The following is a 26,390-nucleotide window of genomic DNA, read 5'->3' as shown; positions in this document are numbered from 1 at the left end:
TCCCTTAAAGTACGATCAGACCGGCTCGTATCGTGTGCCGATCGCGGGCTTGCTTTGTCCAAGCCCGGGCAACTCCCAGATTCCGGCGCCGGCGGGATTGATATCGGCGGCGATATCGACATCGATCAGATAGGGCCTATTGGCGGCGATGCCTCTGCGGATAGCCTCGGCGAGATCAGCGGCGCGGTCGATGCGCACGCCCTCGACGCCGCAGGAACGCGCCATCGCCGCGAAGTCCGGGTTGTAGCGTTGGCCGGTGACCGGATCATGGAAGTCGGTCGCGAGCTCGCGGCCGCCCATGTAGCCGCGCTGCAGCCCGCGGATCGAAGCGTAGGCATAGTTGTTCCACACCACCCATACGCATGGCAGATTATATTCGACCGCGGTGCCGAGCACATTGGCTTGCATGAAAAATGCTCCGTCGCCGCATACTGATACGCAGGGCCGGTCGGGCGCTGCGAATTTAGCGCCGAGCACGCCGGCGACACCGAAGCCCATGGAGCCGAATGCCATACAGCCGATCATTGAATCCGGACGGCGCGGCTTGCAATAGCCGAGCAGCCAGTTGTGGTGCACGCCGATGTCGCTGACCAGGATCGCGTCGTCGGGTAGTCCGCGCTGAATCTCGAATGCCGCGCGCTGTGGATTGATTGGCTGGGTGTCGTCGGTGAAGCCCGGTGCCACCAGTCTGTCCCACTCCTTGCGGTAACCCTCGATCTGAGCCAGCCATTTTTTGCGCGCTTCAGCTTTTTTGGTGAGGTCCTTGCGCCGATCGAGCTCCGCAAGGACCTGGCGCAGAAAGGTGCGGATGTCGGCCATCAGACCCAACGCCACCGGATAGTTACGGCCGATCTCATCCGGATCGATGTCAACGTGAATGAGCCGTGTCGGCGGGATAGTGAACGAGTAACCCGGAATCCAAGAACTTGAAGTGCGATCGTCGAAACGCGCACCGAGCGACATCAGCACGTCGGCTTGTCGCGTCGCGTGATTCGCTTGATAATGGCCGCCACGCGCCACCATTCCCAGCGAGAGCGGATGCAGCGTATCGATAGCGCCGAGTCCGCTCATCGAAGCCGCCACCGGAATCTGAAGACGTTCGGCAAGCTGGAGCAATTCGCCGGCCGCGCCGCCATGGCGGATCGCCTGGCCGACAAAGATGACTGGGCGTTCCGCGCCGAGCAGCATATCGACAGCCTTCACGACACCTTCCGGATCGGCACCGCAACGACTGGAAATGTTGCCGTTCCACGCCTTCGCGTCCGGCACTTCCTCGGCAGCCGATTCCATGAACACGTCATATGGAACATCCAGAACTACCGGTCCGGGACGGCCGGTCACCATGGTTTTCCACGCCTGCCTGACGGCGAGTGGCACCATCTCGCCGCGCGTCGGCTGAAATACCCGCTTACAGATGCCGCGCACGGTCGATGGGAAATCGGCCTGGTTCTGCCGGTACATCTCCTGAAAGGCGCCGCGATTAAACTGGCTGGTCGGTACATTGCCGGTCACCGCCAGGAACGGCACCGAGTCAAGATAGGCGGTGGCGAGCGCGATCGGCAGTTGCGCCGAACCCGGACCGCACGATGTAAAGGTCGCAGTCACCTTGCCCGAAACGCGGTAATAGACGTCGGCCATGAAGCCGGCGACGCTTTCGTGGTGCGTCGATATTGTCTTGATGTCGGCCGAGCGCTCATAGAGCGCATCGATGAACTGGATATTGCCGTGCCCGCACAGGCCGAACACCTGCGGCACCTTCTCCTGGATCAGGTAATCGACAATGACCTGGGCACCGTTGAGCGTATTACCGGACATCGATCACTCTCTCCCTGCTCAACGCTTCGCCCTGCCCAGCGCCCCGGCTGCCGCGTCTTGGATGCGCGGCCGGCGATTGGCTGCGACCCTATTTCCCATAATACTGTACGTCAATTGCTATTGTGGTATGCTCGTGTAGCCGTCCGGAGCAAGGCGTCTCGCGGTTGATGGGCGGGGACGGTGTGAATAGACTTCGCGCCCATGGGGAGAGCTGATTCCGTGACATCGCGCACCAAGCTGAAGACCAGCGACAAGCCGGCCAGTCCACGCAAGACGTCGGTTGCGCGCCTGGTGCAATCGACCGAGCAAAACATCGACGACGACGCCGAGGACCGTGCGCGCAGCGGCGTGCAGTCGCTCGGACGCGCGTTCGCGATCCTGGAAGAAGTCGCCCGTCACCGCGAGGGCATCGGGCTTGCCGAACTCAGCAAGCTGGTCGGCCTGCACAATTCCACCACCTTCCACCTCGCCAAGACGATGGTCTCGCTCGGCTATATGCGGCAGGAGCGAGATTCCAAGCGCTACCGCGTCGGCCGGCCGCTGTTTGCGCTTGCCGCCAGCGCGCTCGACGAGATCGAGATGGTCAATCTGGCGACGCCCATTCTCGAGGACTTGTCGCGGGAAAGCGGTGAAAGCGGCCATTTCGCGGTGCGGATGGGCGATTCCGTGGTGGTCATCGCCCGCACCAGCGGGGCCGGTGCGTTTCAATTGACCGACCGGGTCGGTGTGGTGCGGCCGGCGCATTGCACCGCGCTCGGCAAGATCATCCTGGCGTCGCTTCGCCCCGATCAGCTGAAGCGCTTCCTCGAACGGGTCGAACTGATACCCTCGACCAAGAAGTCGATCACCGATCCATCCGCGCTGCTGCGCCAGATCACCGAGATCCGGCGCGACGCCATTGCCTTCGACGATGGCGAGTTCAACGCCGAAGTGCGCTGCGTCGCGGTGCCGGTCTACAACTTCACCGGCGAGGTGATCGGCGCGCTCGGCATCTCCGGTCCGATCTGGCGGATGACGGACCAGGTGCTGCAAAGCCGCGCCAAATTGGTGCAAACCGCCGCCAAACGGCTGTCCGCCGAGTTCGGCGCCAGAGATCTCGCCAAATCCTCCTGACGCCTGTCCAGACCATTTGACGCCCGCCTGCGGCGGATTTGGCGTTGACAGGAGCCACCGCGTCCGGAAATATCCTCCAACAATAAAAAAACGTCTCTCACATCCTCGCATAAGCGGGAATCGGAGGCAGGACGTCGCGACGCGCCCCCGGGAGGAGATCAGTGATGACCCGCTACAGCCGACGTACGTTGTTGAAAGCCAGCGCGGCGTTTGCCGGCGCTTCCGCGATCGGATTTCCCTCCATCGTCAGTGGCCAGACCGAGAAGATCAAAATCGGCCACCTGACGCCGCTGACCGGTTTTCTCGGCGCGCTCGGCGCCTATGCCCAGCTCGGCATCCGCATGGCCGAGGAAGAAATCAACGCCGCCGGCGGCGTCATGGGCCGCCAGCTCGACATCACCTCGGAAGATTCGGTCAATCCCGCCACCGCGGCGACCAAGGCCCAGCGCATGCTCGACCAGGACGGCGTGGCCGTGCTGATGGGTGAGATCAATTCGGCCTCGGCGCTGACCATCATGCAGGTCGCCGAACGCAACAAGCGGCTGTTCATGCAGATCGGCGCCCGCTCCGACGCGCTGCGCGGCAAGAACTGCAACAAGTACACCTTCCACGTCGATATTCCCTCGACGGTGATGGTGAACGCGGTCGGCAAGGCGCTGGTGCGCGACAACATGATGAAGGACAAGAAATTCTATACGCTGACCGCCGACTACATCTTCGGCCACGATCTGGCGCGCGCCGCCAAATCGTTCTTCGACGCCAATGGCGGCAAGCTGATCGGCGACGAACTGGTCGCGACCGACGTCACCGACTTCAGCCCGTATCTCCTGAAGATCCGCCAGGCCAAGCCAGATGTGGTCTGCTCCAACCTCGCCGGCAACCAGGTCACCAACCTGATCAAGCAATATGCCGAATTCGGCCTGCCCTACCCGATCGTCGGCTTCAACCTTAACACCGCCGACGCCTGGGCCGCCGGCGACGGCAATCTGAGCGGCACCTGGCCGACGGTCTGGTACCACACCTCCGATGTTCCGGCGTCGAAGACGTTCGTCGCCAACTTTATCAAGAAGAACGGCAAGCCGCCGGAGAACCATGCCTGGATCGAATATGTCTCGCTGAAGATGATGGCGCAGGCCATGAACGAGACCAAGTCGACCGACACCGACAAGCTGATCGCCTACTTCGAGAAGGAAACCCAGTTCGACATCCTGAAGGGTCGCAAGGCCTATTTCCGCTCATGGGATCACCAGTTGATGCAGGAAGCCTATCCCTTCACGGTCAAGGCCAAGGGCCAGGCCAAGGACAAGTGGGACACGCTGGATCTCGGATCCGCGATTCCCGGACCGAATGACTCGCTTGAAAGCATCGCACTGACCAAGGAGCAGAATCCCTGCTCGATGTAAGCTTCCAGGTTCTAAGCCTGCAAGTCTGCGCCTGATCGCCACCGAAAGCCGAGGCCCGCGCCTCCGGGACAAAGCATGCAATTCGGATTCCTGCTGGAACAGGTGGTCAATGGCCTCGTGCTCGGCGGCTATTATCTGCTGATCGCGCTCGGCCTGTCGCTGATCTTCAGCGTCGGCGGCATCGTCAACCTGGCGCATGGCGCGTTCTATGCGCTCGGCGCCTACGCTTCGATCGAGATCACCCGATATCTCGGCTTCGGCCCGGCGATCGTGCTGTCGCCGGTCGCCGTCGCCCTGCTCGGCATCCTGTTTGAACGGTTCATCCTGCGCCGGTTCTACAGCGCCGATCCGATCCTGAGCCTGTTGGTGACGTTCGGTCTTGCCATGGTCACCGAACAGGCGATCCGGATTCTATGGGGCGCGGCGCCGTTGCCGGCCTCGATCCCACCGGCGTTTCGCGGTTCGATCATCCTCGGTGACTTCCTGTTCTCGCGCTATCGCCTGCTCATTCTCGCCGTCGTCGCCCTGGTGCTGCTCGGCATCTGGCTGCTGCTGCACAAGACCTCGTTCGGCCGCGTGGTGCGCGCCGGCATCCAGCGGCCGGACATGGTCGCCGCACTGGGTATCCGGCTGCAGCCCTACATGACCGCCGTCGTCATGCTCGGCGTCGGCATGGCCGCGCTTGGCGGCGCGTTCCAGGCGCCGATCACCAATGTGCATCCGGCGATGGGCGCCGAGATTATCACGGTCGCCTTTGTCGTCGTGGTGATCGGCGGCCTCGGCAGTTTCTGGGGCGTGGTGATATCGGCGCTGCTGGTCGGCGTGGTCAGAGGGATCACCATCCATTTTGCGCCGGCTGCGGGCGAAGCCTCGATCTATGTGCTGATGTTCCTGGTGCTGCTGGTGCGGCCGCGCGGGCTGCTCGGCGAGCGCATCGAGAAGTTCGAATGAACATCACCTCGCCCATCGCGAAATACCGGCCGCTGTTGCTGGCAGCGCTCGCCATGATCGCGCTGCCGTTCGGCCTGCATCTGCTTGGCCTGTCGCTCAACACCGGGACCATGGTGGTGGCACTCGCCATTGCCGCGATGGGGCTCAATCTCTGCGTCGGCTATACGGGTTTGGTCTCGTTCGGCCACGGCACCTGGTTCGGCATCGGCGCCTATGCCGCCGGGCTGATCCAGCTCAACTGGTTCCGCGGCGAAATATTTCTGCCGCTGCTGCTGTCGATGGCCGTGGTGGCGGTGGCGTCCACCGTTGTCGGCATCATCATCCTGCGGCGTCGCGGCGTGTACTTCTCGCTGCTCACATTGGCGCTCGCAGCCCTCACCTACACCACCGCGTTCCGCTGGAGCAACCTGACCGGCGGCGAAGACGGCCTCGGCGGATTGAAGCGCGGCCATCTCGGGCCGGTCAATCTCGACGATACGCTCAACTATTACATCCTGGTCTCCGTGCTCTGCCTCGCCGTGCTCTATCTGCTGCTGCGGCTGGTGCGCTCGCCGTTCGGCCACGTGCTGATGGCGATCCGCGAGAACCAGTTGCGCGCCACCTTCCAGGGTTATCCGGTCGATCGCTACAAGCTCGGCGTCTTCGTGATCTCGGCCGTGGTGACGGGCTTTGCTGGCGGCCTGATCGGATTCCAGAACTATCTGGTCTCGGCCGAAGCGGTCTCGGTGCCGTTTTCCGGCGAGTTGCTGGCGATCGTCGTGATCGGCGGCATGCGCAGCATGCTCGGTCCGGCGCTGGGTGCGCTGTTCTTCATCCTGTTCCGCGAATTGTTTTCGATCTGGACGCCGAACTGGCTGCTCTGGTTCGGGCTGATCTTCATCGCCTTCGTGCTGTATTCGCCGGGTGGTCTCGTCGGCATCTGGGCGACGCTTGCGAGGCGCTGGTGGCCGGCGCCGGAAGAGACCGCCGCCATGAGCCGGCGCAAGATCTATGACGGCCTGCCGCTGCCGGGCTTTCTGTTGCCCAAGGGACTCTCCGGCACCGTGCTCGAGGTCAGCGGCGTCTCGAAAACGTTCGGCGGCATCCGCGCCGTCACCAATGCCAGCCTCACGATCGGCGCCGGCCAGATTCACGCACTGATCGGCCCGAACGGCGCCGGCAAGACCACGCTGTTCAACCTGATATCCGGCCTGTTCCCGACCGACAACGGTACCATCAAGCTCAACGGCCGCGAGATCCAGGGCGTGCCGTCCGATCTGATCTGCCACCAGCGGCTCACGCGCTCGTTCCAGATCACCAACCTGTTCAAGGGCCTTTCGATCTATGAAAACCTGTGGCTGTCGCTGCAGGCGCGCAGCGACATGCGGTTCAATCTGTGGCGTGACATCGACAGCTACGAAGGCATCCACGCCGAGACCGCGGAGCTGATCAAATTCCTCGGACTCGAAGGCATCGAAACCATCGAAGGCGGCGAGCTGTCCTATGGCGGCCAGCGGCTGGTCGACCTCGGCATCGCACTCGGCTCCAAGCCACAGGTCCTGCTGCTCGACGAACCGCTGGCCGGCCTGGCCGCCGCCGAGCGCGAGCGCGTCTCGAACCTCATCAAGAACATCGCCGCCAACATTCCGGTCCTGATCGTCGAGCACGATATCGATCGCGTGCTCGGCTTTTCGCACGAAGTCACCGTGATGAACCAGGGCGAAGTGCTGATGACCGGCACACCGGATGCCGTGCGCGCCGATCGACGGGTGCAGCAGATCTATACCGGCACCGGTGTGCCCGAGGTCGAGCACAGCCGCAGCGAGGCAGCCCGTGAGAATTCAGCGCCGGTGCTGCGGTTCGAGCGCGTCAATGCGTTCTACGGCAAGAGCCATATCCTCCACGACGCCACGCTCGACGTGCGCGAGGGCGAAATCGTCGCTCTACTCGGCCGCAACGGCGCCGGCAAGTCGACGCTGTTGAAGACGCTCGCCGGCCTGGTGCCGCTGTCGTCGGGCGCAATCGAATATGCCGGCGCCGACATCTCCCGTTTGCCGGCGCCAGACATTGCGCGCGCGGGGATCGGCTATGTGCCGCAGGGCCGCGGCCTGTTCGCCGGCATGACGGTGCGGGAAAATCTCTCGCTCGGCCGTCTTGCGCGCAAGACCGACGGCAGCAACGGCGTGGTGTGGAGCGAGGAGCAGGTCCTCAATTATTTTCCGCGCCTGCGCGAACGCATGGACGTCGCAGCGGATTATCTCTCCGGCGGCGAGCAGCAGATGGTGGCGGTGGCCCGCGCGATGTCGGGCAATGTGAAATTGCTGCTGCTGGACGAGCCCTTTGAGGGCCTGGCGCCAACCGTGATCCTCGAACTGTTCAAAGTGTTCGACCAGTTGCGGCAGCATATTTCCATCGTGATCGTCGAACACAATTTAGATCTGGTGCTGGCCCTGGCCGACCGCGTCTTCGCGCTGGAGCGTGGCGCCGTATTCCATCAGGGGCCCGCTGCCCCGCTGCTGACCGACCTCGAATATCGCAAGAAGATCTTGTGGCTGTGACTCCACCCGTCATTGCGAGGAGCGAAGCGACGAAGCAATCCACGCTTTCTTTCTGCCGCAAGATCTATTGCTTCGCTGCGCTCGCAATGACGGCTTACCATTCACGGAGGCGATCATGCGAACTCTGACGGCGGCAATGATATCGGGCGCCATGACTCTCTGCAGCTTCAGTGCCAGCGCCGCCGACATGACCATCGCGGTCTTCACCAAGAACCTGACCAACCCAGCCTACGAAGCCTTCCGCATTGCCGCCGACCAGATCGCGCGCACGACCGGCGCAAAGGTCGTGCACTTCGTGCCGAAGCATCCTGACAACGTCGACGAGCAGAAGGCGATGGTGGATCAGGTGATCAAGGACAGGCCGGACGCCGTCATCTTCATTCCGGTCGACGACGTCGCCATGGTCGATTCCGTGAAGAAGCTCAACGATGCCAAAATCCCGGTGGTGCTGGTTTCCAATCCACTGCCGGGCCAATTCGTCACCTATGTCGGCGCCGACGATTTCGAGATCGGCTACCGCGAGGCGCGCTATCTGTTCGACAACATGGGCGGCAAGGGCAAGATCGCCGTGATCGAGGGCACGCCGGCGGCACCGACCAACCGCGAGCGCGTCCGCGGCTACCAGCGCGCTCTTGCCGAATTTCCCGGCATCGACGTGCTCGGCTCCGGCATCGGCAATTACCAGCAGCCCGACGCCAGGCGCGCGATGGAGAAGCTGTTGGCCGAGCATCCGCAGATCGATGCCGTGCTCTCGGCCAACGACAGCATGGCGCTGGGCGTGCTGGAAGCCTTGAAGGCGGCCAACCGGACCGCGATCGTGATCGGCATCAACGGCATTCTCCCTGCCGTGAAGCAGATCGAGACCGGCGCCATCCTCGCCACCGTCGATTTCAACATGTTCAAGATCGGCTGCACAGCGACGCGGGCGGCGGTGCGGTACCTCAAGCGCGAACCACTGCCGGACAAGGTGTTGCTGCCGGCCGAGGTCATCGACAGGACCAACTACAAGGCGTGGCTGGTGCCGGTCGACCAGCGCACCTGTCCGGAGTGGAGCCAGGTCGCGCGCTAAGCATTTATCGCGATCGGACGACTCCGTCAGACTTCTATCATTGCGGACTGGGGTTCGATATCGTGGCCCTGAACAAGAAGAAGACCAGGCAGGAGACCAACTGATGAGCGCCCCAGGGATATGCCGCGCACTCCTTGTCATCTGTCTGGCGCTGGCAACGTCGCCGACGGCCCGCGCGGAGGACTATCCGACACGTACGATCAAGCTGATCGTGCCGACTGGCGCCGGCGGCATCACCGATATTCTGGCGCGGCTGGTCGGAAAGCACATCACCGAGCAGTTTGGCCAGCCCGTCATCATCGACAACCGCACCGGCGCCGGCGGCACCATCGGAACCCGTGCCGTCGCGCAGGCCGAGCCTGACGGCTACACCTTGCTGATGGTGTTTCCGAGCCATGCGGCCAATCCGGCGCTCTATGCCAAGTTGCCCTATGACAGCGAGAAGGATTTTGCGCCGATTTCGATGGTGACGAAGGTCAGCGAAATCCTGCTGGTGCCGAAAACATCGCTGGCGAAGTCGGTCAAGGAGTTTGTGGAACTGGCGCGCAAGGGGCAGCTGAACTACGCCTCGGTCGGTGTCGGCAGTCTGGCCCACCTGTCGATGGAGCTGTTCCTCTCTACCGCCGGCGTGAAGATAACGCATGTGCCCTACCGAAGCGTGCCGCAGGCGCAGCAGGCCGTCATGACCGGTGAAGTCGCAGCCTTCTTCGACACGCCGGTCACGGCGTTGCCGCAGATCAAGGCCGGGACGGTGCGCGCACTCGGCATCAGCACCGCCAGGCGCCTCGCCGTCGCACCTGAGCTTCCGACGATCGCGGAAGCGGGATTGGCCGGCTACGAGGTCATCGGCTGGAACGGCGTGCTGGCGCCAGCCAACACGCCGCGGCCGATCATCGACAAGCTCAACAAGGTCATTGTGGATGCGCTGAAGACGCCCGAGATGGAGAAGCTCCTGATGGAGCAAGGTATCGAGCCGGTCGGCAACAGCCCCGAGGAATTCGCGGCCCTGATGCATGCCGACATCGAGAAATGGAAGCGCGTGACGCGCGAAGCCGGCATTGAGCCGCAATAGGCGACGCTACTCGGTGCAGAGATAGGTTCGCGGCACGACGCGATAGGCGCTGTATCGGTAATACGGCCGATAGGCACGGCCGCGATACAGCGCCGGCGGCTGACCGGCATACCAGGCGCCGTGATAGAAGTTATCCGCAGGCCCGTCGCTGCAGCGATACGGAATCCAGGTATAGCGCGCGGGCGGCGGGCCGATGCCAATCTCTTCGGGGATTACCGGCCAGCGCTCATGGGCTTGCGCAGGCAGCGAGACGATCACGGCAACGGCTGCCAATGTTGTCTTCAGCATTGAAGCGTACCGCATGCGCGCGCCCTCCGGTCTCACCGATGTAACGGAAGGTATCAACAAGCGCGCTTCCGCGAAAGCAGCTTCGCTAATGCTCGTTCGGCCTGTTGCGCTCGATGATTTCGGCGGCACCCTTGTCCAGCAGCTCGAGGCCGACCGCACGGCCGAGTTCGCGGGGCCGGTCTGCCGTTCCACGTCGCGACGCCTCGATGAAGTGGCCAGTTGCTTCGTCCAGCACCGCGCCCGTCAACGTCATCTCGCTGCCATCGATCGTCGCATGGCCGGCGATCGGCGAGTTGCAATGGCCGTTCAGCACCCACAGCACCTCGCGCTCGGCCTCGGCGCAGCGCCGCGACGGCATATTGTCGATCATCGCCAGGTACCCGCGCGTGACCCAGTCCTTCTCGACACATTCGACCGCGACGATGCCCTGCCCAACCGCCGGCAGCATTTCAGCGACCGAGAAATCATGCGCGATGCGCGACGTCAGCCCGATGCGCTCAAGCCCCGAGCGCGCCATGACCAGCGCATCCGCCGGACCGACCTCGCCGCCGCCGGGGAGCCGCTGCATGTCGCCGCGATCGAGCTTGGCGACACGGGTATCGGCAGCACCACGGTAATGAATCACCGTGGCTTCCGGAAACAGCCGGCGCAGATAGGCCGCGCGCCGCACCGCGTTGGTGCCGATCTTGAAACCCTTGCCGCGCTGGGCCCTAAAGATTTCCAGCGAGAGACCGGGACGCAACACCAGCGAATCATTGGCGGCGTCGCGCGCCAGCATCGCGGCGAGCACCAGGCCCGGCGTCTCCTCGTTGCCGGGCACGTCCTTGAGCGAATGCATCGCCGCCTGCAATTCGCCCGCGCGCATGGCCTCGCGAATTTCGGCGACGAACGCGCCGCCCTTGCCGCCATGGCGGAGCAATTTGCTGGTCTGGTCCTGGTCTCCGCGGGTTTCGAACCTGATAATCTCGACGGCGAGAGCGGGATTGGCCGATCGCAGCAGCCGGGCGACCTCATCCGTCTGCGCCAGCGCCATCGCACTCTTGCGCGTGCCGATCCGTAAGCCTTGTTCTGACACCCGGTCTCCGTTTCGAACGCGATCAGGCTGCGGGAAATGGCGAAAAGCTGAGGGTTTTCAGCGTTGAGTTGGTAGTTGACTCGGGGTACCACCGGCGATCAGAACCTGATCTGACGGTGAATGGTCGGAGTGGCAGGATTCGAACCTGCGACCCCTGCGTCCCGAACGCAGTGCTCTACCGGGCTGAGCCACACTCCGACTAAGAACGCGGCTTATAGCCTTGGGTTTCGGCCACCGCAAGGCGGCGATTTGAGGAAATAAATCACAGTGAATGTTGGCCTGAAGACCCCGATTTTGCCCGCCGGCGAGGCTGCCGTGGCGGCGGCCGCGCGTTCCCTTGGGAGTGGCGGGCTGGTCGCGTTCCCGACCGAGACCGTTTACGGCCTCGGCGCCGATGCCACCAATGCGGCCGCCATCGCCCGCCTCTACCAGGCCAAGGGCCGGCCGGCGTTCAACCCGCTGATCGCCCATGTCGGCGATATCGGCGCCGCCCGGCAGATCGCCCGTTTTGACGGTCCCGCGATGGCGCTCGCCGAAGCGTTCTGGCCGGGTCCGCTGACACTGGTTTTGCCCAAGGCCGACGGCTGCGCGGTCGCCTATCTTGCCACCGCCGGCCTCGACACCGTCGCGATCCGGATACCGGCCCACCCTGTGGCCCGCGACATCCTGCGCCTGTTGGGCCGGCCTGTCGTGGCGCCGTCGGCCAACTTGTCCGGCCACGTCTCGCCAACCACGGCGGCCCATGTCGACAGCGACCTTTCGGGGCGGATCGACCTGATTGTCGACGGCGGTCCCGTCGCGGTCGGCGTCGAATCGACCATTGTCGGCTGCTTCGGCCAGCCGATGCTGCTGCGGCCCGGCGGCCTGCCGCGCACCGAGATCGAACGCGTGCTCGGCCGGCCGCTGCTGCAACCGCCTGTCGACGCCGACAGTGACAGCGGACAGCCGCTGGCGCCGGGCATGCTGGCCTCCCATTACGCACCGCGCGCCAGGGTTCGGCTTCATGCGAGCCAAATCGAGCCCGGCGAGGCATTGCTCGCGTTCGGCCTCGGAGCAATTTCGGGAATTGACGCCGCTGCCGCAGTGATGAATCTGTCTGCACGCGGCGATCTCGCTGAGGCCGCCGCCAATCTGTTCGGTCACCTTCGCGCGCTCGATGCCAAGGGCGTGCGCAGCATCGCGGTCATGCCGATCCCCGTCGAAGGATTGGGTGAAGCCATCAATGACCGGCTGCGCCGTGCGGCGGTCGGACGGGAATAACACCGCCGCCAAGAGCGGCAATGAAAGAGACGATGATGAATATCGCTCCAGCCGCCGTGCCGCCGCTGCCGCCCGAACTGGTCGCGAAATTTCGCGCCATCGTTGGCGACAAGTATGCGGTGACCGACACCGCGGATATCGCGCCCTATGTCACCGAGGAACGCGACCTGTTTCACGGCCGTTCGCCGCTGGTGTTGCGGCCGGGCTCGACCGCCGAAGTGTCTGCGATCTGCAAGCTCGCGACCGAACACAAAATCGCGCTGGTTCCGCAGGGCGGCAATACCGGTCTGGTCGGCGGACAGACGCCGCATAACGGCGAGGTCGTGGTTTCGATGCGCAGGCTCGACAAGATTCGCGAGATCGATCCGGCGTCGAATACCATGACCTGCGAGGCCGGCGTGGTGCTGCAGATCGCGCAGAACGCGGCCCGCGACGTCGACCGGCTGTTTCCGCTGTCGCTCGGCGCCGAGGGAAGCTGCACCATCGGCGGCAATCTCTCCACCAATGCCGGCGGCACGGCTGCATTGGCCTATGGCGTGGCGCGGGAGATGGCGCTCGGCCTCGAGGTGGTGCTGGCCGACGGGCGAATCCTCAACGGGCTGTCGAAGCTGAAGAAGGACAATACCGGCTACGATCTGCGCAACCTCTTCATTGGCGCCGAAGGCACGCTCGGTTTCATCACCGCCGCGACGCTAAAGCTGTTTCCGAAGCCGCGCGCCGTGGAGACTGCCTATGTCGGTCTCAAATCGCCGGCCCAGGCGCTGAAGCTGCTGTCGATCTCGCAGAACGAGGCCGCGGGCAGCCTCACCAGTTTCGAATTGCTGGCCGACATCGCCGTCGATTTCAGCATCCGTCACGGCATCGACATCCGCGATCCCCTCACCAGCAAGCATCCCTGGTACGTGCTGATGGAACTGTCGTCCTCGCGCGACGACGCCCGCGATGCTCTGGAAGCGATCCTCGCCAAGGGCATGGAGGACGGCATCGTCGACGACGCCGTGATTGCCGCGAACCTGACCCAAAGCGCCGGCTTCTGGAAACTGCGCGACGAGATGTCGGCGGCGCAGAAGCCGGAAGGCGGTTCGATCAAGCATGACATCTCCGTGCCGGTCGCCGCCGTGCCGGCGTTCATCGAGGAAGCCAACGCCGCCGTCGTCAAGCTGATCCCGGGCTCGCGGCCGGTGCCGTTCGGCCATCTCGGCGACGGCAATATCCATTACAACGTCTCCCAGCCGGTCGGCGGCAAGTCGGAGGATTTCCTGGCGCGCTGGCACGAGGTCAACGCCGTCGTGTTCGCGATCGTGCTGCGGATGGGCGGATCGATTTCGGCCGAGCACGGCATCGGGGTGCTCAAGCGCGACGAACTGCCCGACGTCAAGGACAAGGTCGCGATCGAACTGATGCGCGGCATCAAGGCGATGCTCGATCCGCATGGCATCATGAACCCGGGCAAGGTGCTGTGAGCCAACCAGACATCACGCTCGTCATCGCGCCGATCGAAGATCAGGACATCGCCGACGTCATCGCACTCTGGCATCGCTGCGGATCGACGCGTCCGTGGAACGATCCTGCCGCCGATATTGCGCTCGCGCGCCGCGGCGACAATTCCACGGTGCTGGTCGGCAAGTGCGACGATGCCGTCGCCGCATCGGTCATGGTCGGTTATGACGGCCATCGCGGCTGGGTCTATTACGTCACGGTCGATCCCGATCGCCGCTACCTGAATTTTGGCCGCGCCATCATGAACGCCGCGGAAGCGTGGCTGCGTGAGCGCGGTATCCTCAAGCTGCAATTGATGGTGCGCAAGGACAATGCGCAGGTTCATACATTCTACCGGTCGATCGGCTATTACAATCAGGAGACGGTGACGTTCGCCAAGTGGCTCGACGGCCGCGAGCCGACGCCGTAGCGCGAGACAGACAGGAACGACATGACCGTCTCCGATCGCATTCGCATCAAGGACGTTCGCGTCCTCTCCGACAATCACTACCTGTTGAAGACCACCACGTTCGAATACCGCCGCGGCAACGGCGAGTGGCAGACCCAACACCGCGAGACCTACGACCGCGGCAATGGCGCGGCGCTGCTGCCGTACAATCTGGCGCAGCGCACCGTGGTGCTGGTGCGGCAGTTTCGTTTTCCGGCCTATGTCAACGGTTACGACGGCCTCATGATCGAGGCTGCCGCCGGCCTGCTCGACAACGCCTCGCCGGAGGCGCGAATTCGCGCCGAGGCCGAGGAAGAGACCGGCTACCGGCTCGGCACCATCAGCAAGGTGTTCGAAGCCTTCATGAGTCCCGGCGCGGTCACCGAGAAGCTGCACTTCTTTATCGCCGAATACGAGCCGGCGATGCGGGTCGGCAGCGGCGGCGGCCTGGCCAGCGAAGGCGAGGACATCGAGGTGCTGGAGCTTGCGATCGACGAGGCGCTCACGATGATCGCCGATGGCCGCATTGCCGACGCCAAGACCATCATGCTGCTGCAATACGCAGCGCTGCATATCTTCAAGTAGTCAGACCGCCTTCGCCGCCACGCGCGCCGCGGAGAGGATCTCGCGCCTGATCTTCTGATCCTTCACCGCCCTGGCCATCGCCGCCGCGCCCGAGAGCACCGCGAGGAACGACCATGCCCGCTCGCTGGCATGCGCGCCGCGAAATCCCGCAACCAGCACCTCGACCAGGCGTTTCAGTTCTTCCTCATAGACCAGCCGTGTCGCATCGTCGGCGCGCGCCACGTCCGGCGAGAAGCTCGGCAGGCCGCACGCCTCGTCGAGGCCGACTTCCATCCGTTCGCCGAGATAGAAATCGACGAACGGATCGCGCCAGAAGCGGCCGTGTTGTTCCTGAAACGCGGCGACGCCGTTGCGCAGCGTTGCGATCCCGTCCGAGACCGCCAGCCGAAATGCCTCGGCCTTGGAATCGAAGTGCGCGTAGAATGCGCCTGACGTCAGGCCTGCGCCTTTCGCCAGCGCATCGACGCCGGTGCCGCCAAATCCGCCGGTACGGAAGCCGCGCCCGGCTGCCTCGACCAGACGCGCCCGCGCATCGCCCTCGTTTGCCTTCGACCGCGCCATCGTGGCCTCTCACGTCAAGTTGATAACGATCGTTATATTAGGATTGACCAAATAACGATCGTTATGTTTAGTGGATAACGATCGTTATCTAGTGATGGCGACGTCCGCAGGCAACCGCGGGGCGCATCCGGTTGTGTCGTTCAAGGAGAGAAAAATGCCGATCCAGATCATCGTTCCCGAGGGTGTCCTGACCGCGGAGGCGGAAGCCGAGGCCTTTCGCAAACTCACCGAGCTCTTGCTTCGCCTGCACGGCCTCACCGGCAACAAGTTCATGACGCCGAACGTGATCGGCGAAGTCACCGTGGTGCCCAAGGGCCGCACCTTCTCCGGCGGCAAGCCGACCGACATCGCGGTGTTCGAACTCAAGGTGCCGTCTTTCGTACTGCCGACGCAGGAACTGAAGGATGCCTGGATCGGCGAAGGCACCGCCATCATCGAGGAGGCCGCGCGAGGCCGCATCAAGCGCGAGCATATCTATGCCAGCGTCAGCTACGCCGTCGACGGCGCCTGGGGCATCGGCGGCATCGCCTACAGCAACAGCGATCTCGGATCGGCCGTCGCGGCGCAGGCCGCGGCGTAGTCGCGTCGGGACATGAGGGTGGGCATGGCGCGAAAGCGACCTTGCCCACTCAAACAAAACGAACCGTGACGCCTTCGAGCGCGATACCCGATGGCTTCGCCGTCCAGGTCTCGCCAGGTGCGACCGGCATCGCTTTCGTCAGCGTGCCGGTGCTGATGATCTCGCCGAATGCAAGCGGCGGATTGACCGAATCGCTTTCCAGCAGTTCGACCAGATGACGCAACGCCGAGAGCGGGCCTTCCAGTACATTTTTGGCGTGGCCGCGATCAATCAGGCGGCCGTCGCAGCTTAGATCAATCTCGAATTCGGTCAGCGCGCGCCGCCACTCCGCGGCACGCGGCGCGAACGGATGGCGCGGGCCGATCAGCAGCGCCCCGTGCAGGCCACCGGCGGCGATGGTGTCCGCCGCCGCAAATTGCCAGCCTGGATAGATCGACTGCACGATCTCGTAGCCGAGCGCGACCCAGTCGATGCAGGCGGACAATGCAGCCTCGTCCATCCCGCCGGAAGGCACGCTCCCCAGGCCGAACATGATTTCGGGCTCGATGCGCGGTTCGGAAAATGGGCGAAGCGACAATGTCGGCGTGACCGCAAGGTCATGCACCGTGCGATCGTAGGCATATCCCCAGATCGGCGCGTAGACGTTGTATTGCTGCCAGATCGTGCGGTTGGTGAATCCGATCTTGCGGCCCTTCACCTTCGCGCCATGGGCCTCGAACATCTGCCTGACCCGAGGCGTCACGCGGTAGGCGTCGTCGACCGTCAGCCCGGGCGGACGCGACGAGAATGGTGGAATCTGGTGTGTCTGCCCCAGCGCACCGAAGGCTTCAGTGGCAACGATGTCCAGAGTTTCGTCGCTGGTGTGATGATCCATCCCGTTCCTCAAAACAATGATCCCTGTCCTTCGTCTTCCGGCCCCGGCGCGGTCTTGCGCGGCGCGGCTTTCTTCGCCGGCTTCGGCGCTTCGGCCGCCCTCTCCTCGTCGGTGATCGGCAGCACCAGTTGTTCGTCGTCATTGGCGACGCGATTGACGCGCGTCGAAACCTCGTGCCAGGCGAATTCGCCTTCGCCAGGGGCCTTCAACAGCGTCATGACGTCGTCGGCATCGTTCGCCCGCCCATCGAGCCAACGCTCGAAATCATCGGGCGCGATCGTCACCGGCACCCGGTGATGCAGGGCCGCGAGATCGGGACTGGCCGCCGTGGTGACGATGGCGACGCTGTCGAACTCCTCGCCGTTCGGCCCCATCCAGGTTTCCGCCAACGCGGCAAAACCGACCGGCTGGCCGTCGCGGCGATGGATGAAAAACGGCCGCTTGCGGCCGTCTTTGTCCTGCCACTCGTAGTAGCCGTCCGCCGGAACCAGCACGCGCCGCCGCTTCATCGCGTTCTTGAAGGCCGGCTTCTCCAGAACCGTCTCGGAGCGTGCATTGATCAGCAGCGTAAACTTCCTGGCGTCTTTCACCCAGGCCGGCACCAGCCCCCAGCGCATCAGCCGAAAATGCCGGCCGCCATTTTCGAGCATGACCACCGGGATCGGCTGGGTTGGCGCAATATTGTGCCGCGGCGGAAAATTAGGCTGTTCGATATAGCCAAAAATCTGCCTAAGTGCCGCTGGCGGCGAGGTAATTACAAAGCGTCCGCACATTTTCCAGGCCAAACCGGCGATTATTTAACGTCTTTTAACTCCAAACCTTAACACTGCCGCGGATGACCTCAATGGCCTCCACATCCGCGCGATCCGTTCGCCCGACATCGCCATCAACGGGCCCGATCAGCGAGGCCCGCGCGGCGCAGTTGAAGGCTGCCAATATCAATCCCCGCACCGGGCTTGCCACCGACTATCTGAATCACTTCAACGAAGCCATCATGCTGCTCGAGATGGTTCCGGACATGCCGGAATGCGCCGAGGATTTCCTCGCCTGGAGTCCGTTGTCCTACGCCCAGCATTTCGTAGCCTCGAACTTCAAGGACCGCGACCTCGCGATCGAGGCCTATGAAATGGCCGAGCCGACGATCCGCGCCGAGTTTGACAAGCTCACCGACAACATGACCTCAATCCTAAGCGCAGTGGGTTCGGCGATGCGCGAGGCTACCCAAGACAGGACCCGCGCCACGCTCGCCGAACAGGCCACCGGCTGGGTCAAGCCGCTGGTGATGCTGACCGCCGGCGTCATCAACGGCGCCTCCGAAGCCGACGTCGAACAGATCATGGCGAATTGACTTCGCCATCTGCCACCGAGTTAGACCTTGGCGGATCGTTCGGGCATGATCCCGGCGCAGAGTTCGCCCATTTCCGGATCATGCCTTGAATTCCCCGCCTCATCCGACCCGTCCCCAGCTTGCCGTCAGCGGCGCGATCTTTCGCGACGGCAAGGTCTTGCTGGTTCGCCGTTCCCGCTCGCCGGGCAAGGGCTTCTATTCGTTCCCCGGCGGCCGGGTCGAATTCGGCGAATCGCTGCATACGGCGCTGCATCGCGAGGTCGACGAGGAAACCGGGCTTCGAATCGAAATTCTGCAGCTCGCCGGTTGGCGCGAAGTGCTGCCGACCGCCGCGGGCGGCGGGCATTACCTGATCATGTCGTTTGCGGCGCGCTGGACCGCCCGGGAACCCGTCCTGAATGACGAGCACGACGATTTCAAATGGCTGGCGCCGGACGCGATCGGCGATCTCAAGGTCACCGGCGGCCTCCTGGAGGTCATCGAGGCGGCCCGAAGGCTCATTTAACCCGGAACTCACTGGGGATTGCGCCTTGCCTCGGGCGTATTGAGGGGGCATATCGGGCGGGTTCTGGACCCCCAAATGCTCAAGCAATTTCTGGCTTTCCTCATCCTCATCACGGCCTGCAACCTCGTCCCCGCCCGGGCCCAGGATGCCGCCGCCCCGTTTGACGGCGACCTGCAGCGGCTGGCCGAAATCCTCGGCACGCTGCACTATCTGCGCGGCATCTGCGGCACCAACGAGGGCGCCAAATGGCGCAACGAGATGCAGGCGCTGGTCGACGCCGAAACCCCCTCCGGCGACCGCCGCGCCCGCATGATCGCCGGCTTCAACCGCGGCTATAACGGTTTTCAGCAGACCTACCGCACCTGCACCCCCGCCGCCTCGGTGGCGATCCGCCGCTACATCGAGGAAGGCTCGAAGATCTCGCGGGATCTCACGGCGCGTTACGCGAATTAGCGCTCCACGCAAACATCTGACTTGGGCACAATTTCTTGGACACGATCTTCTTCGACCTCGACGGCACGCTGACCGATCCGAAGCCGGGCATCACCCGCTCGATCCGCTATGCGCTGCAGAAGCTGGATCACGCTGACATTCCGACCGAGGACGAATTGACCTGGTGCATCGGCCCGCCGCTGCGATCGAGTTTTGTCAAAATGCTCGGCGAAGATTCCGCCGACCGCGCCGTCACGCTTTACCGCGAACGCTTTGCCGATATCGGACTGTACGAGAACCGGGTCTATGACGGCATCGACGCGGTGCTGACCACGCTCAGACAATCCGGCCACCGGCTGTTCGTCGCCACCAGCAAGGCCCATGTCTATGCCGACCGCATCATCGACCATTTCGGGCTGCGGCCGCATTTCGAACGCGTGTTCGGCGCCGAACTGGACGGCACACGCTCCGACAAATCGCATCTGCTGGAATATGCGCTGAAGCAGACCGCGACCGATCCGGCCAAAAGCCTGATGATCGGCGACCGCAGCCACGACATGGTCGGCGCCGGGAAAAACGGCATCAAGGGCGTTGGCGTGTTGTACGGCTATGGCAGCCGGGACGAGCTGATCGGCGCCGGCGCGCGGCATCTGTGTGCCACGCCCGCGGAGATTTTGGGCTGTGTTTCGTAGGGTGGGTTAGGCGAAGCCGTAACCCACCAACCGGACCATCCGCGCCGCACGAAGTTGGTGGGTTACGCTGCGCTAACCCACCCTACGCACCGGTGTTGGAACTCCGCCGCAAATTCGAGCACCGCCGTTAACCTTTCCTAAAGATGTGCCTCGCCGGAAGCCCGCCGCGTGCTACAGCTTTAGGCGTTCGACGCGCTCCGCCCTGGATCGCGCACAGATTTCGTTGAGTTTCATGAGCCATCCCGCGACCTTCTCGATCGCCCGCGATCCGCTTCCCGACCACGAACAGAAGCAGGCGGCGCTCAGCTACCTCAACGAGGCCTGGGCCGAGGCGCGGCACGATGGCGTCGACGGCGACTGCCTGGCGCAAGCGAGTCTGTTCACGGCGCTGGCGGAACTGGTCTCCACCTACGGCGAGGACGCGGTGGCGAAATTCGTCGAAGGACTTCCGGCCCGCGTTCGCAACGGCGAATTCTCGCTGGCGCTGGCGAAGCAGTAAGCGCACCACAAGTTGCGCTGACATTGCCCGGCTTGACCGGACAACCCAGTATTCCAGAGACGCTTGTTACTAACCGAGAAGCTGCGGCGTACTGGATCACCCGCTTTCGCGGGTGACGACAATTGTGGGTGTGGCAGCATCCTGGACTGGCGATCATTGCCAGCACATGCCGCGGCGCGGCCTTCCCCGGGCCTTGTCGTTTATGCCCCGGCGGCTTACGTTCCTCGCAACATGTCACACGGGATTTTTGCATGAAAGCAGCGTTCCTCAGGGATCGGGGCGTGATCAAGGTCGGCGGCGAAGATGCCCGCAACTTCCTCAACGGGCTTGTCACCACAGACGTCACGCTGCTGCGGCCGGGGCTTGGCCGGTTCGGTGCACTGCTGACGCCGCAGGGCAAGATCACGACCGATTTCCTGATCACCGAAGCCCCGTCAGGCCATGGCGGCGGCTTCCTGATCGATGTCCCGCGCCCGCTGGCGGCCGGCCTCGCCACCAAGCTCGGCTTCTACAAGCTGCGCGCCAAGGTCGTGGTGGAGGATTTGTCCGACAGCCTCGGCGTGCTGGCGGCATGGGGCGGCGAACCCGCCATGAAACCCGATCTGGCGTTCGCCGATCCGCGTAACGATGCGCTGGGCTGGCGCATTCTGGTGCCGGAAGAGCTCGCGTCAAAAGTGGCCGACCTTGTTGGCGCCGACCTCGTCGACAGCGACGCCTATGAGGCGCATCGCATCAAGGCAGGCGTGCCGCGCGGCGGGCTCGACTTCATGTATGGCGACGCGTTCCCGCACGAGACCAACATGGACCGCCTGCATGGCGTCGATTTCGACAAGGGCTGCTATGTCGGGCAGGAAGTGGTGTCGCGGATGCAGCATCGCGGCACCGCGCGCACCCGGATCGTGCGCGTCGTTCTCGACGACTTCTCGCCGGAGGCCGGCGCTACCGTTCTCGCCGGCGAAAAATCGGTCGGCACCATGGGTTCGACGTCAGGCGGCAACGGGCTGGCGCTGCTGCGCACCGATCGCGTCGCCGACGCGCTCGATGCCGGCGCGAGCTTGAGCGCCGGCGGCCTGGCGATCCATCTGACAGATCCCAACGACATCAGGCCCGCACCGAAGCAGACCGTCGCGTGAGAACATTCCCAAGAAAATTCCCATGAGCCAGCACCAATGAGCAGATCCGCGCGCCTGCACGCCGACGGCAAGACCCGCTGTCCGTGGCCGGGCGAAGACCCGTTCTACATGGAATATCACGACACCGAATGGGGCGTGCCCGAATATGACGACCGCGCGCTGTATGAAAAACTGATCCTCGACGGCTTCCAGGCCGGATTGTCGTGGATCACGATTTTGCGCAAGCGCGAGAACTTTCGCAAAGCGTTCGACGATTTCCAGCCGGAGAAGATCGCGCGCTATAACGAGAAAAAAGTTCACGCGCTGATGAACGACGCCGGTATCGTGCGCAACCGCGCCAAGATCGAAGGCGCCATCAACAGCGCCAAGGGCTATTTGAAGATCATGGAGGAAGGCGCAGGATTTTCGAAATTCCTGTGGGACTTCGTTGACGGCAAGCCGAAAGTGAACCAGTTCAAGACCACCGCCAGCGTCCCGGCTTCGACGCCGCTGTCGATCCAGATTTCGAAAGAGCTCGCCGCGCGCGGCTTCAAGTTCGTCGGGCCGACCATCGTCTACGCCTTCATGCAGGCCACCGGCATGGTCAACGACCATCTGGTGACGTGTTTCTGCCACGAGGCCTGCAGCGGCAAACTTCGCAAGCCGCGGCTCAAAAATAAATGACGGCGCGAAAGCCGTTCGCGCCCGACATGACGCGGGCCTGGCAGCGGATGCTGTCGGGACGGCGGCTCGACCTGCTCGACCCCTCGCCGCTCGATATCGAAATCGTTGACATCGCCCACGGGCTGGCGCGCGTGGCACGCTGGAACGGGCAGACCTCTGGCGCGCATATTTTCTCGGTGGCGCAGCACACGCTGCTGGTCGAACTGGTACTGCGCGAGCAGATGCCGCGCGTGGATGTGCGCTTTCGGTTGGCGGCCTTGCTGCACGACGCGCCGGAATATGTCATCGGCGACATGATCTCGCCGTTCAAGGCGGTGCTCGGCGGCGACTACAAGGTGGTGGAAAAACGCCTGCTGGCGGCGATCCACATCCGCTTCGGCCTGCCGCCGGTGCTGGCGGACGAGATTACGCAGGCGATCAAGGCCGCGGATCGCGGCGCCGCCTATCTCGAGGCGACTCATCTGGCGGGTTTTTCGATTGCCGAGGCCAAGCGGCTGTTCGGCCGCGATCCCGGCCTGCCAGAGGCTGTGGAACGCGACTATCTGACGCCCTGGACCGCGGCGCGCGCCGAAAAGCAGTTTTTGGCGCGATTTGGGCTGTTGCTTGATTGAATGCCGGGCGCAAACCTGCTTTCACCACCGCGCACGCGGCCCTATAATCGCGGCAAGAAGAACGATCCAGGGAACGCCATGCTTCACGTCTGCTCGCTCGCCGCCCTGCCCGAGACCGTCAAGGCGACCGGCGCCAGCCATGTCCTCACCGTGATGGCCAATGTCGACCAGGTGCAACGGCCGGCTTCGGTGCTGGAGGCCAACCATCTGAAAGTGTCGATGGACGACATCACCGAGCAGATCGATGGCTTCGTGGCACCGTCGGACCAGCATATCGAAAAGGTGCTGGCCTTCGTGCGCGGCTGGGATCGCCGTGCGCCGATGGTGGTGCATTGCTATGCCGGCATCAGCCGCTCGACCGCGAGCGCCTTTGCCGCCGCCTGCATGCTCAATCCGCACCGCGACGAAATCGAGATCGCCAAACAGATTCGCGCCCGTTCGGCGATCGCCTCGCCGAACCGGCTGATCGTCAGCCTCGCCGACAAGGCGCTGGGACGCGACGGACGGATGCTGCGCGCGCTCGACGAGATGGGCCCGGGCAGCATGACCGTCGAGGGCAAGCCGTTCCAGCTCGATCTGGAGTAAATGCCGCGGATGCCGGTTTGAACTTTTAGCCGGCAAAGCTGCACTCACTGGATGGCAACGGGCCGCTGATGTGACCGGTGCGTATCTTACTGCGCCCATCTGGAGGCCTGATGCTGGATAACCCGTTCGATTTCGCCGCGATCGTGATCGCGATCGTCGCCCTTATCTTCGCCCGCAAGGCGATGAACCAGGCGGCGGCGCTGCGCACGCGGCTTGATTTGATGCAGCAATTGGCAGCGGATCGATCCGTTCCGCCGCCGCTGACGCCCGCACAAGCGGCCGAGCAGACCATGGCACCGGCCGCATCAGTCGTTGAACCTGCACCGCCGGTGATTCCTGATGTGGAATCGATCGCGCCCACAGCCGAGCCGGTGCCGGAAGTCGCCAGTGGCCCAACAGCCGTACCGCCGCCGCTGCCGGCGCCCGATCGTGGGTTTGAGGAAACCGTCGGCACCCGCTGGGTGGTGTGGATCGGCGGGCTGACGCTGGCGCTCGGCGGATTCTTCATGGTGCGCTATTCGATCGATGCCGGCCTGCTCGGCCCCGGCGTGCGCACGATCTTGGGCGGGCTGTTCGCATTGGCGCTGCTCGCCGCCGGCGAATGGACCCGGCGCAAGGAAAGCATCTCCGCCATCGAAGCGCTGCCGGTCGCCAACATTCCGGCTATTCTCACCGCCGCCGGCACCGCGGTCGCCTTCGCCACCGTCTACGCAGCCTATGCGCTGTACGGCTTCCTGGTGCCCGCCACCGCCTTCATCCTGCTCGGGCTGGTGGCGCTGGGCACATTGGCGGCGGCGTTGCTGCATGGACCGGCGCTCGCCGGCCTCGGCGTCGTCGGCGCCTTCGCGACGCCGGTTCTGGTCTCGTCCGACAGACCGGACTTCTGGGCGCTCTACGTCTATCTCGCCATCGTCACCGCGGCGGCGTTCGGCCTCGCGCGGGTGCGGCTGTGGCGCTGGCTTGCGGTCACCACGATCGCGTTCGCTGCCTTGTGGACCCTGCCCTGCCTGCAATGCGGACCGTCGATGGTGGCGCCGCATGCGTTCCACGTGCTGGCCGGATTTATCCTCGCAGCTCTGCTGGTGGTGTGCGGCTTCATGTTCGGCCCACCCGCGAATGAAGGGGAGATCGAGCCGATCTCGTCGGGATCGCTCGCGGCCTATCTCGGCGGCGCGACCTTGATCGTGCTGAACGGTTTTCATGCCGACACCGCGATGATCGTGTTCGGCCTGCTGGTGGCCAGCAGTCTTCTCGTCGCCTGGCGCAGCGATGCTGCCACCGGCGCCGTCGGTGCCGCGGCTGCCCTCGTCTTTGTCGTGTTCGCCGAATGGGCGATCCGTGCCAATCCGGATATGCTGGTGCTGCCCGGCGGACCGTTGGCGGGCATCGGGCCATCCGCTACCGATGGATCGGTCTCGCTGCATCTGATCTCGGCCACAATCTTCGCCGCCGGATTCGGCCTCGCCGGATTTCTGGCGCAGGGCCGCTCGACGAGATCAATCATTCCCGTGATCTGGTCGGCGGCTTCCGTATTCGTGCCGCTGGCGCTGCTGGTCGCGCTCTATGCCCGCATCGCGCATCTCGACCAATCGATTCCGTTCGCCATTCTCGCGGTGGTGCTGGCCACAGCCTATGCCGCTGCGACCGAGATATTGGCCAAGCGCGAAGAGCGGCCGGGATTGCAGGCAGCCGTCGCGCTGTATGCGACCGGCACACTGGCGGCGCTGGCGCTGGCATTGACGTTCGCGCTGGAAAAAGGCTGGCTCACGATCGCGCTGGCGCTGATGTCGGCGGGAACGGCCTGGGTTTCGCTGCAGCGGCCGATTCCGTTCCTGCGTTCGCTTGCCGCCATCCTCGCCGGCATCGTGGTGATGCGCATTGCCGACGATCCACGCATTGTCGGTGACGCCGTCGGCACCACGCCGATCTTCAACTGGCTGCTGTGGGGCTACGGTATTCCGGCGGCCTCGTTCTGGGTCGGCAGTATCTTCCTGCGCCGCGGCGGCGACGATGCGCCGTTGCGCTCGGTGGAAGCGGCCGCGATCCTGTTCACGGTGATGCTGGCGTTCATGGAGATCCGCCACGCGGTCAACGACGGCGATCCCTACTTCACCTCCGCCGGTCTCACCGAAGTGGCGCTGCAGGTCTGTGTCGCGCTGGCGATGGCAATCGGGCTGGAACGACTGCGCCTTCGCACCGGCAGCGTCGTGCATAACGCCGGCGCCATCCTGCTGACCGCATTCGCCGGCCTCGCGACCCTCGGCGGGCTGCTGGTGCTGGAACAGCCGCTGCTCTGGACCATCGACGTCGGCGGCCGCTTCATCAACCTGCTGTTGCTGGCCTACGCGCTGCCGGCCGTGCTCGCTCTGTTGCTGTCCTATGTGGTGGCGGGCCATCGCCCGGCCGCCTACGCCAATACGCTCGCAGCCGGCGCCCTGATCCTGGCGCTCACCTATGTCACCGCCGAAATCCGCCGTCTCTACCACGGCCCCGTCATGGTCGTCGGCTCGACCGGCGGCGCCGAACAATACACCTATTCGATCGCCTGGCTGGCCTTCGGCGTGATCCTGCTCGGCATCGGCATCCTCTTCAACTCGCAGCGCGCGCGGCTGGCATCTGCCGCCGTGATCGCGCTGACGATCCTGAAGGCCTTCGTGATCGACATGTCGGCGCTGACAGGCGTCTACCGCGCGCTGTCGTTCATGTGCCTCGGCCTGGTGCTGGTCGCAATCGGCTGGCTGTATCAGCGGATCCTGTTCCGCCGCCAGGCGGCGGCATTGGCAGCCCCCGCCGCACCGGCAGGGGGTTAATG

General features: G+C 64.1%; 27 protein-coding genes and 1 tRNA gene. 21 read left to right on the top strand and 7 right to left on the bottom strand.

Annotated features, from left to right (window positions below):
* Positions 1-15: 15 nt before the first annotated feature.
* A complete protein-coding gene (locus BLS26_RS27180) occupies positions 16-1,815 on the bottom strand; it encodes a thiamine pyrophosphate-binding protein (protein WP_092515616.1) in 1,800 nt (599 codons plus the stop codon).
* Positions 1,816-2,034: 219 nt separating this feature from the next.
* On the opposite strand from BLS26_RS27180, the gene BLS26_RS27175 reads away from it, so the two are divergent.
* The 6 genes from BLS26_RS27175 to BLS26_RS27150 all read left to right on the top strand — a co-directional run bounded on the left by BLS26_RS27175 (position 2,035) and on the right by BLS26_RS27150 (position 9,960).
* The gene (locus BLS26_RS27175) at positions 2,035-2,928 is read left to right on the top strand and encodes an IclR family transcriptional regulator (protein ID WP_092515615.1); all 894 of its coding nucleotides are present in this window, start codon (positions 2,035-2,037) and stop codon (positions 2,926-2,928) included.
* Between the two features lie 164 nt (positions 2,929-3,092).
* Positions 3,093-4,331, top strand: a complete 1,239-nt coding sequence (locus BLS26_RS27170) for an ABC transporter substrate-binding protein (protein ID WP_092515614.1) — start codon at positions 3,093-3,095, stop codon at positions 4,329-4,331.
* Between the two features lie 75 nt (positions 4,332-4,406).
* Positions 4,407-5,282 (top strand): branched-chain amino acid ABC transporter permease, encoded by an 876-nt coding sequence (locus BLS26_RS27165; protein ID WP_092515613.1) that lies wholly within the window; start codon positions 4,407-4,409, stop codon positions 5,280-5,282.
* Positions 5,279-7,819 carry a branched-chain amino acid ABC transporter ATP-binding protein/permease gene (locus BLS26_RS27160; protein WP_092515612.1) on the top strand — a complete coding sequence of 847 codons (2,541 nt, stop codon included), beginning with the start codon at positions 5,279-5,281 and terminating at the stop codon, positions 7,817-7,819. Before BLS26_RS27165 ends, BLS26_RS27160 begins: the two co-directional genes overlap by 4 nt.
* Before the next feature lie 115 nt (positions 7,820-7,934).
* Positions 7,935-8,888 carry a sugar ABC transporter substrate-binding protein gene (locus tag BLS26_RS27155; protein WP_092515611.1) on the top strand — a complete coding sequence of 318 codons (954 nt, stop codon included), beginning with the start codon at positions 7,935-7,937 and terminating at the stop codon, positions 8,886-8,888.
* Positions 8,889-8,991: 103 nt separating this feature from the next.
* Entirely contained in the window at positions 8,992-9,960 is a 969-nt protein-coding gene (locus BLS26_RS27150; RefSeq protein WP_092515610.1) for a tripartite tricarboxylate transporter substrate binding protein, read from the top strand.
* A gap of 6 nt (positions 9,961-9,966) precedes the next feature.
* Here BLS26_RS27150 and BLS26_RS27145 read toward each other — a convergent pair whose 3' ends face one another.
* The 3 genes from BLS26_RS27145 to BLS26_RS27135 form a co-directional block, all read right to left on the bottom strand.
* Positions 9,967-10,263: a hypothetical protein gene (locus tag BLS26_RS27145; RefSeq protein WP_172804713.1), complete on the bottom strand. Its 297-nt coding sequence runs from the start codon at positions 10,261-10,263 to the stop codon at positions 9,967-9,969.
* 70 nt (positions 10,264-10,333) lie between these two features.
* A complete protein-coding gene (hemC, locus tag BLS26_RS27140; protein WP_244542037.1) occupies positions 10,334-11,281 on the bottom strand; it encodes a hydroxymethylbilane synthase in 948 nt (315 codons plus the stop codon).
* A 163-nt stretch (positions 11,282-11,444) separates the two neighbouring features.
* Positions 11,445-11,521: transfer RNA gene (locus tag BLS26_RS27135), tRNA-Pro, on the bottom strand.
* 69 nt (positions 11,522-11,590) lie between these two features.
* On the opposite strand from BLS26_RS27135, the gene BLS26_RS27130 reads away from it, so the two are divergent.
* The 4 genes from BLS26_RS27130 to BLS26_RS27115 are packed head-to-tail and all read left to right on the top strand — an operon-like array spanning position 11,591 to position 15,095.
* Entirely contained in the window at positions 11,591-12,583 is a 993-nt protein-coding gene (locus BLS26_RS27130; protein ID WP_092515607.1) for an L-threonylcarbamoyladenylate synthase, read from the top strand.
* Between the two features lie 35 nt (positions 12,584-12,618).
* Positions 12,619-14,046, top strand: a complete 1,428-nt coding sequence (locus tag BLS26_RS27125; protein WP_092518650.1) for an FAD-binding oxidoreductase — start codon at positions 12,619-12,621, stop codon at positions 14,044-14,046.
* A complete protein-coding gene (locus BLS26_RS27120; RefSeq protein ID WP_244541698.1) occupies positions 14,043-14,492 on the top strand; it encodes a GNAT family acetyltransferase in 450 nt (149 codons plus the stop codon). The genes BLS26_RS27125 and BLS26_RS27120 overlap by 4 nt, the downstream gene beginning before the upstream one ends.
* Positions 14,493-14,513: 21 nt before the next feature.
* The gene (locus BLS26_RS27115; RefSeq protein WP_092515606.1) at positions 14,514-15,095 is read left to right on the top strand and encodes a GDP-mannose pyrophosphatase; all 582 of its coding nucleotides are present in this window, start codon (positions 14,514-14,516) and stop codon (positions 15,093-15,095) included.
* Here the strand turns inward: BLS26_RS27115 and BLS26_RS27110 are convergent, their stop codons facing one another.
* The gene (locus tag BLS26_RS27110) at positions 15,096-15,656 is read right to left on the bottom strand and encodes a TetR family transcriptional regulator (protein ID WP_092515605.1); all 561 of its coding nucleotides are present in this window, start codon (positions 15,654-15,656) and stop codon (positions 15,096-15,098) included.
* A gap of 154 nt (positions 15,657-15,810) precedes the next feature.
* On the opposite strand from BLS26_RS27110, the gene BLS26_RS27105 reads away from it, so the two are divergent.
* Positions 15,811-16,236 carry a Tautomerase enzyme gene (locus tag BLS26_RS27105; RefSeq protein WP_092518646.1) on the top strand — a complete coding sequence of 142 codons (426 nt, stop codon included), beginning with the start codon at positions 15,811-15,813 and terminating at the stop codon, positions 16,234-16,236.
* Between the two features lie 49 nt (positions 16,237-16,285).
* On the opposite strand, the gene BLS26_RS27100 is transcribed toward BLS26_RS27105, so the two are convergent.
* Both BLS26_RS27100 and BLS26_RS27095 read right to left on the bottom strand, forming a co-directional pair.
* The gene (locus BLS26_RS27100; protein WP_092515604.1) at positions 16,286-17,110 is read right to left on the bottom strand and encodes a 2-keto-4-pentenoate hydratase; all 825 of its coding nucleotides are present in this window, start codon (positions 17,108-17,110) and stop codon (positions 16,286-16,288) included.
* Between the two features lie 8 nt (positions 17,111-17,118).
* Positions 17,119-17,883, bottom strand: coding sequence for an SOS response-associated peptidase (locus BLS26_RS27095; RefSeq protein ID WP_092515603.1), 765 nt, complete (start codon positions 17,881-17,883; stop codon positions 17,119-17,121).
* Between the two features lie 71 nt (positions 17,884-17,954).
* Between BLS26_RS27095 and BLS26_RS27090 the strand changes: the two genes are divergently transcribed.
* The 10 genes from BLS26_RS27090 (at position 17,955) to BLS26_RS27045 (ending at position 26,388) form a co-directional block, all read left to right on the top strand.
* Complete coding sequence (locus BLS26_RS27090) at positions 17,955-18,458, top strand: hypothetical protein (RefSeq protein WP_172804712.1); 504 nt, start codon at positions 17,955-17,957, stop codon at positions 18,456-18,458.
* 85 nt (positions 18,459-18,543) lie between these two features.
* A complete protein-coding gene (locus tag BLS26_RS27085) occupies positions 18,544-18,963 on the top strand; it encodes an NUDIX hydrolase (protein WP_092515601.1) in 420 nt (139 codons plus the stop codon).
* Between the two features lie 75 nt (positions 18,964-19,038).
* Positions 19,039-19,416, top strand: a complete 378-nt coding sequence (locus BLS26_RS27080; protein WP_092515600.1) for a TIGR02301 family protein — start codon at positions 19,039-19,041, stop codon at positions 19,414-19,416.
* 35 nt (positions 19,417-19,451) lie between these two features.
* A complete protein-coding gene (locus BLS26_RS27075) occupies positions 19,452-20,087 on the top strand; it encodes an HAD family hydrolase (RefSeq protein WP_092515599.1) in 636 nt (211 codons plus the stop codon).
* Between the two features lie 232 nt (positions 20,088-20,319).
* Positions 20,320-20,586 (top strand): hypothetical protein, encoded by a 267-nt coding sequence (locus tag BLS26_RS27070; protein ID WP_092515598.1) that lies wholly within the window; start codon positions 20,320-20,322, stop codon positions 20,584-20,586.
* A 251-nt stretch (positions 20,587-20,837) separates the two neighbouring features.
* A complete protein-coding gene (locus BLS26_RS27065) occupies positions 20,838-21,719 on the top strand; it encodes a folate-binding protein YgfZ (protein ID WP_092515597.1) in 882 nt (293 codons plus the stop codon).
* Positions 21,720-21,755: 36 nt separating this feature from the next.
* Complete coding sequence (locus BLS26_RS27060; RefSeq protein WP_092515596.1) at positions 21,756-22,382, top strand: DNA-3-methyladenine glycosylase I; 627 nt, start codon at positions 21,756-21,758, stop codon at positions 22,380-22,382.
* Complete coding sequence (locus BLS26_RS27055) at positions 22,379-22,993, top strand: YfbR-like 5'-deoxynucleotidase (RefSeq protein WP_092515595.1); 615 nt, start codon at positions 22,379-22,381, stop codon at positions 22,991-22,993. The genes BLS26_RS27060 and BLS26_RS27055 overlap by 4 nt, the downstream gene beginning before the upstream one ends.
* Before the next feature lie 78 nt (positions 22,994-23,071).
* On the top strand, positions 23,072-23,578 hold the full coding sequence (locus tag BLS26_RS27050; protein ID WP_092518644.1) for a tyrosine phosphatase family protein: 507 nt from the start codon (positions 23,072-23,074) through the stop codon (positions 23,576-23,578).
* A 110-nt stretch (positions 23,579-23,688) separates the two neighbouring features.
* On the top strand, positions 23,689-26,388 hold the full coding sequence (locus BLS26_RS27045; RefSeq protein ID WP_092515594.1) for a DUF2339 domain-containing protein: 2,700 nt from the start codon (positions 23,689-23,691) through the stop codon (positions 26,386-26,388).
* The last annotated feature ends 2 nt before the right edge of the window (positions 26,389-26,390 follow it).

Source organism: Afipia sp. GAS231, assembly GCF_900103365.1.
Taxonomy (GTDB): domain Bacteria; phylum Pseudomonadota; class Alphaproteobacteria; order Rhizobiales; family Xanthobacteraceae; genus Bradyrhizobium.
The sequence above is the reverse complement of the archived record's forward strand: the minus strand, read 5'-3'. Positions and strand labels throughout refer to the sequence as shown.